This is a genomic window from Terrabacter sp. BE26 (assembly GCF_041941675.1).
GTDB lineage: Bacteria > Actinomycetota > Actinomycetes > Actinomycetales > Dermatophilaceae > Terrabacter.
On record NZ_CP090122.1, the window covers coordinates 4,164,028 to 4,176,525 of the forward strand.

15 protein-coding genes, 1 pseudogene and 1 riboswitch are annotated in these 12,498 nt (G+C 70.1%); of the genes and pseudogenes, 5 read left to right on the forward strand and 11 right to left on the reverse strand.

All coding sequences use genetic code 11. The features are described 5' to 3' along the window. Positions 1–8: 8 nt before the first annotated feature. From LQK93_RS19065 to LQK93_RS19080, 4 genes are all read right to left on the reverse strand, one after another. Complete coding sequence (locus LQK93_RS19065) at positions 9–1,070, reverse strand: ABC transporter substrate-binding protein (protein ID WP_374969337.1); 1,062 nt, start codon at positions 1,068–1,070, stop codon at positions 9–11. Positions 1,071–1,143: 73 nt separating this feature from the next. Next, positions 1,144–1,923, reverse strand: coding sequence for an amino acid ABC transporter ATP-binding protein (locus LQK93_RS19070; RefSeq protein WP_374969338.1), 780 nt, complete (start codon positions 1,921–1,923; stop codon positions 1,144–1,146). Continuing rightward, positions 1,920–2,819, reverse strand: coding sequence for an amino acid ABC transporter permease (locus tag LQK93_RS19075; RefSeq protein ID WP_374969339.1), 900 nt, complete (start codon positions 2,817–2,819; stop codon positions 1,920–1,922). The genes LQK93_RS19070 and LQK93_RS19075 overlap by 4 nt, the downstream gene beginning before the upstream one ends. 300 nt (positions 2,820–3,119) lie before the next feature. Further along, positions 3,120–3,200, reverse strand: a complete 81-nt coding sequence (locus LQK93_RS19080; protein ID WP_374971547.1) for a putative leader peptide — start codon at positions 3,198–3,200, stop codon at positions 3,120–3,122. Between the two features lie 34 nt (positions 3,201–3,234). Further along, positions 3,235–3,347, reverse strand: a riboswitch (SAM riboswitch). Positions 3,348–3,544: 197 nt separating this feature from the next. Between LQK93_RS19080 and LQK93_RS19085 the strand changes: the two genes are divergently transcribed. Both LQK93_RS19085 and LQK93_RS19090 read left to right on the forward strand, forming a co-directional pair. Further along, positions 3,545–3,943, forward strand: a complete 399-nt coding sequence (locus LQK93_RS19085) for a DUF2399 domain-containing protein (RefSeq protein WP_374971548.1) — start codon at positions 3,545–3,547, stop codon at positions 3,941–3,943. A gap of 19 nt (positions 3,944–3,962) precedes the next feature. Next, positions 3,963–4,190, forward strand: a complete 228-nt coding sequence (locus tag LQK93_RS19090) for a DUF2399 domain-containing protein (protein WP_374969340.1) — start codon at positions 3,963–3,965, stop codon at positions 4,188–4,190. Between the two features lie 262 nt (positions 4,191–4,452). Here LQK93_RS19090 and LQK93_RS19095 read toward each other — a convergent pair whose 3' ends face one another. Continuing rightward, entirely contained in the window at positions 4,453–5,244 is a 792-nt protein-coding gene (locus LQK93_RS19095) for an aldo/keto reductase (RefSeq protein ID WP_374969341.1), read from the reverse strand. A gap of 293 nt (positions 5,245–5,537) precedes the next feature. Between LQK93_RS19095 and LQK93_RS19100 the strand changes: the two genes are divergently transcribed. Beyond that, positions 5,538–6,638, forward strand: coding sequence for a response regulator transcription factor (locus tag LQK93_RS19100; protein ID WP_374969342.1), 1,101 nt, complete (start codon positions 5,538–5,540; stop codon positions 6,636–6,638). Between the two features lie 62 nt (positions 6,639–6,700). Here LQK93_RS19100 and LQK93_RS19105 read toward each other — a convergent pair whose 3' ends face one another. The 4 genes and pseudogenes from LQK93_RS19105 to LQK93_RS19120 form a co-directional block, all read right to left on the reverse strand. After that, the gene (locus tag LQK93_RS19105; protein ID WP_374969343.1) at positions 6,701–7,690 is read right to left on the reverse strand and encodes a hypothetical protein; all 990 of its coding nucleotides are present in this window, start codon (positions 7,688–7,690) and stop codon (positions 6,701–6,703) included. Positions 7,691–7,763: 73 nt separating this feature from the next. Continuing rightward, positions 7,764–8,561 (reverse strand): annotated as a pseudogene (locus LQK93_RS19110) (diacylglycerol/lipid kinase family protein); the annotation flags it as partial. A gap of 313 nt (positions 8,562–8,874) precedes the next feature. Further along, positions 8,875–9,321 (reverse strand): hypothetical protein, encoded by a 447-nt coding sequence (locus LQK93_RS19115; protein ID WP_374969344.1) that lies wholly within the window; start codon positions 9,319–9,321, stop codon positions 8,875–8,877. A 316-nt stretch (positions 9,322–9,637) separates the two neighbouring features. Further along, complete coding sequence (locus LQK93_RS19120) at positions 9,638–10,294, reverse strand: TetR/AcrR family transcriptional regulator (RefSeq protein ID WP_374969345.1); 657 nt, start codon at positions 10,292–10,294, stop codon at positions 9,638–9,640. Between the two features lie 233 nt (positions 10,295–10,527). Between LQK93_RS19120 and LQK93_RS19125 the strand changes: the two genes are divergently transcribed. Next, positions 10,528–11,517: a carboxylesterase family protein gene (locus LQK93_RS19125; protein ID WP_374971549.1), complete on the forward strand. Its 990-nt coding sequence runs from the start codon at positions 10,528–10,530 to the stop codon at positions 11,515–11,517. Continuing rightward, positions 11,498–11,998 (forward strand): carboxylesterase family protein, encoded by a 501-nt coding sequence (locus tag LQK93_RS19130; RefSeq protein ID WP_374969346.1) that lies wholly within the window; start codon positions 11,498–11,500, stop codon positions 11,996–11,998. Before LQK93_RS19125 ends, LQK93_RS19130 begins: the two co-directional genes overlap by 20 nt. Before the next feature lie 47 nt (positions 11,999–12,045). On the opposite strand, the gene LQK93_RS19135 is transcribed toward LQK93_RS19130, so the two are convergent. Next, a complete protein-coding gene (locus LQK93_RS19135) occupies positions 12,046–12,330 on the reverse strand; it encodes a hypothetical protein (protein WP_374969347.1) in 285 nt (94 codons plus the stop codon). Next, positions 12,327–12,461 (reverse strand): hypothetical protein, encoded by a 135-nt coding sequence (locus LQK93_RS19140; protein WP_374969348.1) that lies wholly within the window; start codon positions 12,459–12,461, stop codon positions 12,327–12,329. Before LQK93_RS19140 ends, LQK93_RS19135 begins: the two co-directional genes overlap by 4 nt. Positions 12,462–12,498: the final 37 nt, after the last annotated feature.

Genomic DNA, 12,498 nt, shown 5'->3' on the forward strand with positions numbered 1-12,498 from the left:
GGCCGGGGTCAGCTGGTCTTCGGCAGCCCGGGAGGGTTGACCTGCGACTTCGCGACGCCCTCGCTGCTGAGGTTCCAGCGGGCCAGGACCTTGGCGTAGCTGCCGTCGGCGATGGCGGAGTTGATCGCGGCGGCGTAGGGCGCGGCCAAGCCCGACCCCTTCTTGGTCAGGACGGCGATGAGCCCCTGCAGGGAGTCACCCGCGCCGGAGAAGTGACCGATCGCCTCGGCCTGGCCCCCCGTTGCGACGTGGTAGGCGACGCTCGGGTTGGGCCCGAAGTAGGCGTCGATCCGGTGCGAGGCGAGGGCGAGGTAGTAGTCGGTCTGCGACTGGAAGTACTTGATGTTCGCCGGGGCGAGGCCGGCTGCGATGTTGGCCTTGTTCCAGTCGAGCAGGATCTTCTCCTGGTTGGTGCCCGAGCCGACGGCGATGGTCTTTCCGGCGATGTCCTTGCCGCTGGTGACTCTCCAGCTGCCGCCCTTGGGTGCCTCGAAGGCGAGGTCGTCCTTGCGGTAGGTGGCGAAGTCGTACTTCTCCTTGCGCTCCTCGGTGACGGTGACGTTGGTGATGGCGACGTCGAAGCGGCCGGAGTCGATGCCGAGGAAGACGTTCTCCCAGCTGGTGGCTGGCGTCTCGACCTTCAGGCCCAGCTTGTCGGCGAAGAGGTGGGCGAGGTCGACCTCGACTCCGATGACGGTCTTGTCGTCGTCGGCGGTGAACACCAGGGGCGGGGTGCCGCCGCCGGCGCCGGCATTGGCGGCAGTGATGGTGCCCCGCTCACGGATCGCCGGGGGGAGCAGCGCCGCGGCCTTCTCGTCCTTGGCGGCGCTGATGCGCTGCTGGTTCGGCGAGGTGTTGATCCCGGCTGCGGCCGCGCCGGGCCGGGCGGAGGGGGCGGAGCCGGACGAGCTGGCTTCAGCCGGACCGGAGCAGGCGCTCACGGTCAGCGCCGCAAGGGCCGCGAGACCGGCAAGCGTGAGCCGGAAGGTCGACGTCCGGCTGGCGCGGAATGTGGTGGAGGTGGTCGTGACCGGGCCGGCGTGGACCGGGCGGGAGGCGTGGTCGGGCATGGTGGAGCTCCTCTCGGCACCCGAGGGCGCGAGTCGTGGTGAAGGGTGTGTCAGTGCCGGGGGTGCGGCGCGGTCAGAGGACGCGGTCGAGGAAGGCGCGGGTCCGTTCGTGGCTTGGGTTGTCGAGCACCTGTGCCGGTGGCCCTTGCTCGATGAGGCGGCCGCCGTCGAGGAAGACCACGGTGTCGGCGACCTCGCGGGCGAATCCGATCTCGTGGGTGACGACGACCAGGGTCGCGCCGTCGCGGGCCAGCTCCTTGATGACGTCGAGGACCTCGCCGACGAGCTCGGGGTCCAGCGCCGAGGTCGGCTCGTCGAAGAGGATGACGTCGGGCCGTAGCGCCAGCGCTCGTGCGATGGCGACCCGCTGCTGCTGGCCGCCGGAGAGCTGGCGCGGGTAGGCGGCGGCCTTGTCGGCCAGGCCGACCCGGGCGAGCAGCTGTTTGGCCTCCGCCTCCACCTCGGAGCGGCGGCGGCGTTGGGCGGAGACGGGCGCCTCCACGACGTTCTCCAGCACCGTCAGGTGCGGGAAGAGGTTGAACTGTTGGAAGACGAACCCGATCCGGCTGCGCTGGCGCAGGACTTCCCGCTCGGACAGCTCGTGCAGCCGGTCCCCCGACTGCCGGTAGCCGATGAGGGTGTCCTTGATGCGGACCTGGCCGCGGTCGACCTTCTCCAGGTGGTTGATCGTGCGCAGCAGCGTCGACTTGCCAGAGCCGGAGGGGCCGAGCACGACGGTGACGGTGCCCTCCTCGAGTCGCAGGTCGATGCCGTCGAGGACCACCTGGCCGGCGAAGGACTTCGTGACGCCGCGCAGGTCGACCACGGGCGCGTACGTGCTGGTTGTGCTCATCGGGCCACCTCTGCGGTCTCCGAGTGGCGGGTCCCCGCTATGCCGGTGCGGGCGCTCGCGGACCGGATGGCGTATGCGGTCAGGCGAGCGCGCAACCGTTGCAGCGGGGTCGGTGGCAGCGTGCGCGAGCTGCCCTTGCCGAAGTGCCGCTCGACGTAGAACTGGCCCACCGACAGCAGCGTCGTCAGCACGATGTACCAGACGGTGGCCACCAGCAGCAGTGGCACGACCCGGGAGTTGCGTCCGTAGATCACCTGCACCTGGTAGAAGAGCTCGGGGATGGCGAGCACCGACACGATCGAGGTGCCCTTGAAGAGGCTGATCACCTCGTTGGCGGCATTCGGCAGGATCGAGCGCATAGCCTGGGGCAGGACGACCTTCGTGAACTGGCGCAGGCGCGGGATGCCCAACGCCGCGGCGGCCTCGCGCTGTCCCTCGTCGACCGCCAGGATCCCGCCGCGGATGATCTCGGCTGCGTAGGCCGCCTGGTGCAGCGCCAGACCGAGGACGGCGGCGCCCAGTGCGCCGAACAGGTCGTTGGTGGAGACGCTCCCGAACGAGGGACCGAAGGGCAGCCCGAAGGAGATGGTCTGGTACAGGTAGGCGATGTTGAACCAGAACAGCAGCTGCACGATGAGTGGGATCGACCGGAAGGCCCAGATGTAGGTCCACGCCACCGACCGCAGGAAGCCGTTGCGGGACAGGCGCATTGCGGCGAGGACGACGCCGAGCGCGAACCCGGTGACGGTGCCGAGCACGGTGAGCTGGATGGTCGTGCCGAGGGCGCGCAGGATCGTCTCGCTGGCGAAGTACGCGGCGAAGGTCGACCACTCCCAGCCGGGGTTCGTGGCCAGCCCGTTGACGAACATCGCGACGAGGACGAGCAAGCCCGCCACACCTACCCAGGTCCACGGCGTGCGCCGAGGGACCACGGTGAGGACGGGCGACGTGTCGGGCTCCGCGGTGAGGACCGCCGTCGCGGGTGGTGGAGCGAGAGCGGATGGAGGAGGTGCCGCCTGAGCGGTTCTTGGGACTGAGGTGGTGAACACTGAGGTCTCCTGGGGACACGGGCACGCCCGTCGGGGACGGGTGGCGTGGATAGGGTCTGCGTCGGTACCGCCCGGCGCACGGGGTCGCCGCGCGGCCGGGTCGTGTGCCGCCGGGGCTACGTCAGGCGACGCGAGCGGAGCGGTACGTCACCGACGACAGAGCGCGCTGGAGACCCGGAGCAGGTCGACGTGACGACGGCCCACCAGAGTGGTCGTCCGTGCGGTCATCTCTGCTCCTCGGGTCTCCGGGACCCGACCATCGAGTCCGCGCTTGCCGGTGCCATCGGCTACCGGCCAGGTCTTCACCCGGAGCACCCCGCCGCGGAGGAGGGTTGCTGTCCAGCAAGCCGGGGCTGTGCACTGGAGCTCGTGACCTGCGGTGAGCGTACGCACACCGACACGAAGCGGGCAACCATTTGGATGCGGACTTCAAGGCCATTCACACACATAGCCGGAGGGGCTCGGCTTGACCGAAACACATTGCAGAACAATGCGATTCGCTCACGCTACAGCGCTGCGGCCACCCCGATATCCCACTGACACAGTAGGAAAAGACCTCGGCGATGTTCCGCATGTCGAGACGGCTCGAGGATCGGGCGGTGACCACGAGCGACACCGTCTCGGGCACGGTCCTCGTGTGGGCGCTGCGTCCCGAAGCCGAATCTCCCGTGGGCGGTGATGATGCGGGCCCGCGCCGACTTGGGCCTGGTCACCCACCTGGCGCTGCAGGAGCTCGCCGCGTTCCCGGCCGACCTGCCGCTCGCGGCCGCTGGCGCCGTGATGCACGCTTGCGAGAACCCCAGGTGCTCCAAGCCGCCGCATGCGCTGGGGTGACCCGACCCTTGATCTGCTTCTCCGGCCACGCCGCGGGCGCGGGCGCCCTCCTGCTGGAGCGTCTCATCTCGACGGGTGTCCCCGTCCGGTATCACGGCGACTTCGACTGGCCAGGGTGCAGATCGCGGCGCGGATGATCGCGGCCGGCGCAACCGTGTGGCGGATGACCGCCGCCGACTATCGGGCCGCGGCACCTCCGTCGATGCGGATGCGCAACTGCCCCTGGACGGGACGGGCCGGGCTCTGTGGGATCCGGAGCTCACCACCGCGATGCACGAGGCCGGCTGGGCTGTCCATAAGGAGGTACTCCTGCCGGTACTGCTCACCGATCTCCGCGCGACAGAAGCCGCACCGCCCCACTCGCCGCAACCCCCAGCAGGGTGAGTGCCACCGGCCCGATCCTCCTTCCCCCCGTCCGCGGCTTCATCCGTCCGCACGGGGGGCTAAGCGCCGTCCGAGAGAGCGGTTTGGCACAGCTTTGGCACCGACTCAACGCCGAACCAGGACCAATCGGGCGCCTAGCAGGGCGCTCAGCTTCCCTGTGCAGCTTGGGTATTCGTGCACGTCAGAGGTGTCCCGGGCTCGCCCCTAGGGTGGCACTCGACGTGTTCCGCGACATCTGATCTGCCCGGCGGACGCACGTCCGTCAGAGCATCTCGAGGGGTTGGGGTCGGCCGGGCGGCGGAAAGGTCTCGTCCAGAAGGAGGAGCTCCCGATCGGTGAGACGCAGGGCGACCGCTGCCCGGTTCTCCAGGACGTGCTCCTTCCTGCCGGCACGCGGGATCACGTTCACACCGTCCCGGGTCATCAGCCAGGCGAGCGCGACCTGCGCCGGGGTGGCCCCGTGCTGGTCCGCGATCGCGATGATCACGGGATGGCGGAGCAGGCGGCCCTGCTCGATCGGCGAGTAGGCCATCACCGGGATGCCCTGCTCCTGCAGGGTCGGCAGCAGGTCGTACTCGATGCCCCGGCGGGTGAGGTTGTACAGCACCTGGTTGGTCTGGACCGCCTGCCCGCCGGGGACGCCCAGCAACTCGTCCATGTCCCGCATGCCGAAGTTGCTGACGCCCCAGTAGCGGATCATGCCCAGCCGGACCAGCTCCTCGAAGGCGCGCACCGTCTGCTCGAGCGGCACCGGGCCACGCCAGTGCAGCAGGTACAGGTCGAGCCGCTCGGTCCCGAGCCGGCCAAGGCTCTGCCGACAGGCCTCGATCGTGTCTGTGTACGACGCGTGTGAGGGCAGCACCTTGCTGACCAGGAACACCTCGTCCCGGCGTCCGGCGATCGCCTCACCCACCAGCACCTCCGCCGCACCGTTGCCGTACATCTCGGCGGTGTCGATCAACGTGAGCCCCACATCGATGCCCAGGCGCAGGGCAGCGAGCTCCGAAGCGCGTCGGGCGGGACTCTCGCCCAGGTACCAGGTGCCCAGCCCCATCACGGGAATCGACTCCCCCGCGGGCAGTCGGACCGTCGGTATGGGTGGCGTCGACATCAGGGTGCTCCGTCGCTCTCGGGGTGGCACGTCACGAGAGCGCCACGCTCGATCAGCACGAGGCTCGACCACACGTGGAGCAGCGCCCGATTGGTGAAGCAGCAGATTCCGGTCGCTACGGTACCTCGCGTTCAGCTACCAAGGCCTCCATGCTATACACCGTCGCCGGCCTGGTGGCCCCTCGAGAGAGGGAGGTTCGGCGTTGCCGCCTTGGGTACGAGGAGGTTTCGATGCGAATGTTGCCGGCGCCGCTCCCGAGCGAGTGGGCGTGGCATCGCCCGCCCGAGCTTCGCGTCCGTTTCTGGCTGCGAGTAGCGGAAGGAAACCCCGTGCTGAACGATGTGCCCATTGCCGAGACGATCGACATCGCGGCGTCCACGGTTCCGTTGCTGGAACGGGCACGCGGCCTCGTGGAGAGCCTGGACCGGTGGCTGCCCGTCGAAGCCATCTGGTTGACCCTGTCCGACCCCGAGTCGCACGTCTACGCGACCGTCGGAAGCACCGGGCTGGAGCGATCCGTCCTCGACTACCTGGATCGTCCGACGGTGGCGCGGGAGATCCAGCTGGCCGAGCTCAACCAGGACCGCCCGCCCGTTGCCGTGACGGAGCTGCCGGTCCCCATAGAGGATCGGCCGACGTGGGCGGAGTGTTTGATCCCGGCCGGCTTTCGCGACGGCCTGGCAGTGCCACTCGTCGAGCCCGGTGGCCCCTACCTCGGGATGCTCGGCCTGCTGTGCTCCAGTACCGAGCCACCATCGGGTGTGCAGCGTGACAGCGTCGGGCGGCTCGCTCCGTTGATTGCTCGGGCAGTGTCGCCGCTGCGTTCGCTGATCGCGACCGCGCGCCTCGTGCGGGGTGCGACGGCCGGCGCCGTGCTGCTCCGAGACGGCAGCACCTACCCGCTCCCAGGACTCGAGCACCACCCGTCGCTCGTCGACTCGCTGGTCCTCGACATGGCCCGGCGGACGCTGCTGGCCGGTGAGGTCTACCGGTCCTTCATGTGGCCGTCGCAGGACGGCCCCGGCTTCGCCGATCACGCGCGCATCACCGTCCTCGCTGCAACCGACGTGCCCGCTTTCGTGCTGGGCACGGTCCTGCTGGCACCGGAAGCGGGGGGCCATGGCCTCACGCCCCGCGAGATGCAGGTGCTGGGGCTGATCGTCGACGGCCACTCGAACCAGCAGATCGCGTCGCGACTCAGCGTCGCCCCCCGGACCGTGGCCGCTCACGTGGAGCACATCCTGCACAAGCTGGAGGTGCCGACGAGAACTCTGGCGGCGGTCCAGGCAGAGCGGGAAGGCTGCTACGTGCCGCCGGGTCCCCGAGTACGGCGCTGACACGGCGCGACGCCGACGCCGGCCCAAGAGCAACCGCTCAAGACCTCGAGACCACCCACCCATCATTGCCACAGTGCTGGGGGGACGTACCAGCCCTTCCGAGCCGCGTGCTGCACCAGTGCCTCGACGGAGGGCAAGCCGAGCCGGCCAGCCAGTCGCAACGCGTCATCGGAGGGATGGGCCAGGCCGGCGCCTGCTCGGATGCGGTCATCGTCCCAGCCCTCCACCAGCGCCCCGAGCAGCCGCACGTCGGGCATCTCGAGGCCACCGACGTCACCTGCAGGACGAACCAGCACGAGCGCGCTGAGGTGGTCGGTGCCGTCACGGAAGTCCAGGACGCTGATCCTCAGCAGGCTCCCTGACCATGGGCTGAGGAAGGTCGCGGCCGTGCCCGGGGCGGCGGCATGCCGGCGCGCCGCGGCGAGCGTCGCGGAGCCGTCGGCCAGCATCGGATGGCTGGGCAGGCCCGGGACCGGCACCCGGCCGCTCGCCCGGGTGATGACGAGACCCCCGATTGCATCACCGACCAGCCGTGCCGCGGCCGAGAACGAGGGCAGCCGGTCGACCGCGTCGACGATGATCGGCCGGAGGTCCGCCAGTGCGCCGGCGTAGGAGGTGGTGCGCTCTGGGGGGTCACCGCTGAGCAGGCTCAGGAAGCCGAGGTGCCGCCCATCGTCGGCGAACAGCCCCACGATCACACCGTCGACGAACCCTGCCGGGAGCAGGTACTCCCCCCATGCCCGTGTCTCGGCGAGAGGCACCCCGAGGTTCGAGGCCGAGACGGGCGGCTGGAACCGGTTGAGCCCCAACGCCTCCAGCTCGTCGTCGGCCGCCGGATGCGTGAAGTAGCGGACCAACGCGTCGGTGTCGCCGTCGGAGCCGACCCGGTGGTGGATACGGGTCTCCGGATCACGTAACCCGATCCAGGCCGCAGCGTAGGGGATCCTTCGGCGCAGGCACGTCAGCAGCGCGTCTGCTCGGTGCTCGAGGGTGCCCGCCTCTGCGGCGATCTGGGTCATCTCGGCGCGCAGGGATGCGTCTGCGCTCGCCATAGGGTCCCACTCAGGTTGTCGGCTCGGCGCCCGGCAGTCGGAGAAGCCTGTGCCGAAACGCCCTTCTTGGACTTCACGGTAAATCGAACCGGCGCACGGGTAAAGCGGCGGCAGCCTCACCCCCCCCTCGAAGCACGGGACGCTTGGGACTGTGCGACGTGATGGACCCGGCCAGCGCTGCCGGCGAGGCCCCTGGATGGTTCGCGCAGATCCGTACTCGCAGCGATGCGGGCCGAACGGCGAACTCAAGAGGGCCGGACAGTTCGACGGACTCCCCGTCGATACCCGCCCGGACGGGCCCTGCGCCGTCGACTCGCAGACCAGTGACGCTCCAGGCCTTCCAGGGCGGGTGTGGCCTTTCGTCCGGCGTGTCGATGACCAGGATCCCGAACCGGCCACCGGCGAGCGTTGGCCGGGTGGCGATGCCGGGACCACTCAACGCATGGGGGTTGTTGGAGACGAGCAGCACGGGGAGAAGGTCGTGCTGTCGCCCGACGTCGTCCACGACGCGTAGTGCAGGGATGGGCCCGCTGGGCCCGAGCGCCCGGCGCGCGGTCTCCGCCAGAGTGCGGACCTTGGCGTCGCGGTAGGCAGCCTGGTGGACCGCTTCTCCGTAGATGCCGAGGGAGACGTTGTTGAGGAAGATGCGACCGTTCACGTCCCCGACGTCCACCAGTCGCTCCACGCCGTCGGTGAACGCGTCGAGTGCTCCCGGGACGTCTTGGCGATCGACCTCGAGATCCAGCGCGAAGTGGTTGCGCGTCCCGACCGGGATGCACGCGAAGGGCAGCCCCTGGGCGACGGCGACGGCAGCCACCTCGGCAAGAGATCCGTCGCCACCGGCCACGCCGAGCGCATCTACGCCGTCGGCCGCGACCTCGAGGGCCCGTGCTCCACGTCATCCGCGGGCCGCATCGCCATGGCCTGGATCCCTCGCTCGCGCGCCCGCTCCATGATGCTCGTGCGAATGGCCGCGCCGTCTCCGGACCGGGTGTTGACGAACAGGCCGGGTCGGCGACGAGGATCGACCGGGCGCCAGCCACGACCCTTCAGCGTCGAAAGGTGGGGCGTCCGATCAGGTTGAGGCATGACGGGGGTGGCGCTCGGCGCTGGCCAGGGTCGCAGCGGCCCCGCCGCACGATTGCGTCGACGAGCGGGGCTCTGACTGTCGGTCCGACGTGGCGCTATGCGTTGGCCTCGTCCTTGGCGAGTCGGTCGGCGTAGGCGCGGGCGTGGATGGCGTCGAGGATCGCAAGCTGTGCGTTCTCGAGCGCCCAGTCGGCGAAGTCGAGGGCGTCCATAGCATCGGACTCGGCGAACTCGGCGTCGTGCGCGGCCACCTTGGCGTCCACGTGAAGAGCCCGTCGGTCCATGTTCGCCTTGACGTCGCTCATCTTCGCCGCGGCGTCGGCCTTCACCTGCGCCCACGTCGTTCGCGCGTCATCGGCGGCCTGCGCAACGTCTCGGCGGGCGTCTTCGACCGACCGGTCCAAGTCCGCTTGCGCCCGGTCAATGCGCTGCTTGAGCTGCGCATCGGACTCGCTCGCAGCCGTCTGCACGGCAGAGCGGGCCTTGCCGACCCGCTGCTCGAGAGCGTCCAGGCGCTTGTAGAAGTTCGTGTGCTCCGTCATCAGTTCCCACCTTCGTTGTATCTGGCCGATTCGAGCCAGTTGTTCATCTGTTGCACTACTGACGATATCGTCAGTGGATTGCAGGGATCAACGGCTAAGCCGTCGGTGTGACGAGCGCCACCGGAGTGGACGGCCCGGACCGTTGCCGTGGAAGGTGGCTCGTGCGGGAGCGCACGCAGGCCGCACGGCCTGAGTCGACGTATCGGGCCGGGCCGCCGCGAGTTCGTGGCGGCCACGCCCGCTCGGCATGCCGTCCCGGCCGCCCAGCTTCAGCGCCGGGCGCTGGGCACCGGTGCGCCGTGCGGCGGCAGGGGGCTCAGGCGGCGGAGCCGCCGCCCGCCACGTCGATGTCGGGCAGCGGCAAGGTGCTGATCCGCTGCGCCCGTCGCCGTGGAACGCCCAGCATGCGCAGCAGCTCCTCGGTCACCCGGTCCACCGTCTCGTCCACGTCGCGCTCCGGTTGGTCGTGGAGCAGCTGGCCGAGCGCGAGGAGGGATCCGGCGGCCATCGCGACCGCTACGTCGAGGTCCTCGGCGTCGAACTGGCCGGCCGCCACGCCGGCGGCGATGTCCCTGCGGACGCGTGGCGCCAAGCCGTCGTCGGCGCTGAGCAGTCGCAGGAGGTTGCTGAGAAGGACTCGGCTCAGCTCTGGCGCCTTCCGGTGCAGCCGCCCGGTGAGCCGGAAACTGCAGGCGAAGATCTCGGCGGGGTCCTCGATGTCAGCCGTGAGGGTGTCGAGCAGCTGTCCGTGCGCGTCCATTGCCGCCTCGACCGCAGCCTCGAACAGCTGCTCCTTGGTGTCGAAGTGGTTGTAGAACGAACCCATCCCGACGTCGGCGGCTTGCGTGATCTCCAGGATGGGCGCGTTGGTCCGGCCCTCGGCGATGAGTGTCTGCGCAGCCCCGATCAGCGCCGCTCGAGTGCGGGCCTTCCGACGGTCCAGCCGGTTGACGTGCTGCGGTTCGTTGCTCACGCCGGTGCTCGCCCCTTGTCTCGGATTCGTGCGCCTTATCGTAACGCGTCAACAGTGAGGATTACCTCAGGGGTGCCCTGTGTCGCGGCCCAACGCAACAGCCTCGTGGCAGCGTCCCCGCCGTGAACGCTCCACGGCGGCTCCCACGAACGTGCACCTGCCGGGTGGACACCGAAGCGGTGGCGCCGCGGCCGGCGCGCTGAGACTCTCGTGGGATGCAGGTCGTTGCTGAGATGAGCACTGGGGCCGTCCGGGGCTTGGTCGAGCAACTGGGAGGGGCGGCGGATGTGGCGGTGTTTCGGGGAGTTCCGTTCGCGTCCCTGCCCGTGCGCTTCGGCGCGCCCGAGGCTGCGCCGTCGTGGATGGGGATCCGCGAGGCGCTGTCGTTCGGGCCTCCACCGCCGCAGTCCGGCGCGGCGGGTGACAGCGGGTCTGCGGCGGCGGCTCCGGACGAGTGGCTCACCGTCAACGTCTGGTCGCCCGACCTCGAGGGGCGCCTGCCGGTCATGGTGTGGGTCCAGGGCGGCGCCTACCTCTTCGGCACGTCTGGCCTGCCGGAGTACGACGGCCGCGTCCTCGCGGGCCACGGCGTGGTGCTCGTGACCTTCAACTACCGGGTCGGCTTCGAGGGGTTCGGGTTCATCGAGGGGCGGCCCGTCAACCGCGGGCTGCTCGACCAGATGGCGGCCCTCGAATGGGTCCGCGAGAACATCGCTGCCTTCGGCGGTGATCCCTCGCGGGTCACCGTCTTCGGCCAGTCCGCGGGCGCCGGGTCGGTCGCCGCACTGCTGGCCATGCCGCGGGCTGAGGGTCTCTTCCACCGGGCCATCGCGCAGAGCGTTCCGGGCACCTACTTCACGCCCACTCTCGCGGCCGATGTGACGCGTGCCTGCGCCGACCAGCTCGGCGTCCAGCACGGCGGGCTGTCCGAGGTCCCACCGCGCCTGCTCCCGCGTGCTGTCGACGCGGTGACAGCGCGGATCGGGGAGTATGCCGGCCGCTGGGGTCTGGCGGCGCACGCCCGGGTGCCCCTGGCCCCGGTCGTCGACGGCGACGTCCTGCCGACGAGCGGGATCCGCCCCGTGGCGTGGGCTCACGGGGCGGATCCCGCTCGTCGTCGGGCACACCCGACACGAGCAGCGGCTGCTCTCGGCCCTGACCGGGGTGCTCGGTCACGTCGCGCCGGCCCTGGCCGAGGAGACCGTGGCCGTCTTCACTCCTGACCCGCAGCGGTACCGCGACGCCTTCCCGGACCCGGAGGAGCTGTACGACGTCGTTCGGTCCGACTGGCTCTTCCGGATGCCCTCGCTCAAGCTCGCCGAGGCACAGCACGCCGCCGGTGCGGCCTCAGGACTTCGGACCGCCCACCTCTACGAGCTGACCTGGGAAGCGCCCCGGATGGGAGGCGCACTCGGCGCCTGCCACGGGCTCGACGTGCCTCTCGTCTTCGGCAACCTCACCGTGGGCCAGACGGCACTCCTCATCGGCGGGCCGTCCCCCGAGGCCACCATCGTCTCCCGACAGATGGGAGAGGCGTGGACGGCCTTCGCCGCGCGCGGTGACCCGGGCTGGCCACACTTCGACCCGCACCCCGACAGTGAGACGACGCGCATCTTCGACGTCCAGCCGCGCGTGACCGCATACCCCGAGAAGGTGTCCCGGGCGATCTGGTCCGATGACCCGGGAGTCATCGACCTCGCGTGATGGTTGCCCTCGACGGCGGCGCCGGACGGATGGAAGGCCCGGTCGGCCTAGTCGGCGTCGGACCGCACCTGTCGACGCTCGCCGCTGACGAAGCGCTGCACGAAGGCGAGCGCGGTGTCGGCCACCTCACGCCACCCGTGGTCGATCGTCAGTGCGTGGCCGCGGTCGGGGATCTCGACGAGCTCGGTGACGTCGTGGTTGCGTCTCTGCTTCTTGTACGTCGCATACGAGATCGCGTGCGGAACGGTGTGGTCCCTCTGGCCCGAGATGATCAGCATCGGCCCGCGATCGGGGCCCTTCGTCTTCACCTTGTCCTCGGTCCACGGATTCACGTTCGCGGCAGCCGCCTGGAACAGGGCGCCCCCGGAGCCGGCACGGCGAAGGTGTCGTAGAGCTGCTTCGCCTCCTCTTCCGGGACCGCGTTCGCGAACGCGTAACGGAACTGCTCGTACGTCAGCGGCACGGCCCGGAGTCGGTTCGCCGGGTTGCCGAGCACCGGG

Coding starts and splice junctions, on each gene's coding strand:
- LQK93_RS19080 (WP_374971547.1), bottom strand. CDS start 3,200: ATGACCGCACGGACGACCACTCTGGTGGGCCGTCGTCACGTCGACCTG.
- LQK93_RS19095 (WP_374969341.1), bottom strand. CDS start 5,244: ATGGGGCTGGGCACCTGGTACCTGGGCGAGAGTCCCGCCCGACGCGCT.
- LQK93_RS19085 (WP_374971548.1), top strand. CDS start 3,545: ATGTCGAGACGGCTCGAGGATCGGGCGGTGACCACGAGCGACACCGTC.
- LQK93_RS19070 (WP_374969338.1), bottom strand. CDS start 1,923: ATGAGCACAACCAGCACGTACGCGCCCGTGGTCGACCTGCGCGGCGTC.
- LQK93_RS19125 (WP_374971549.1), top strand. CDS start 10,528: ATGAGCACTGGGGCCGTCCGGGGCTTGGTCGAGCAACTGGGAGGGGCG.
- LQK93_RS19105 (WP_374969343.1), bottom strand. CDS start 7,690: ATGGCGAGCGCAGACGCATCCCTGCGCGCCGAGATGACCCAGATCGCC.
- LQK93_RS19115 (WP_374969344.1), bottom strand. CDS start 9,321: ATGACGGAGCACACGAACTTCTACAAGCGCCTGGACGCTCTCGAGCAG.
- LQK93_RS19065 (WP_374969337.1), bottom strand. CDS start 1,070: ATGCCCGACCACGCCTCCCGCCCGGTCCACGCCGGCCCGGTCACGACC.
- LQK93_RS19100 (WP_374969342.1), top strand. CDS start 5,538: ATGTTGCCGGCGCCGCTCCCGAGCGAGTGGGCGTGGCATCGCCCGCCC.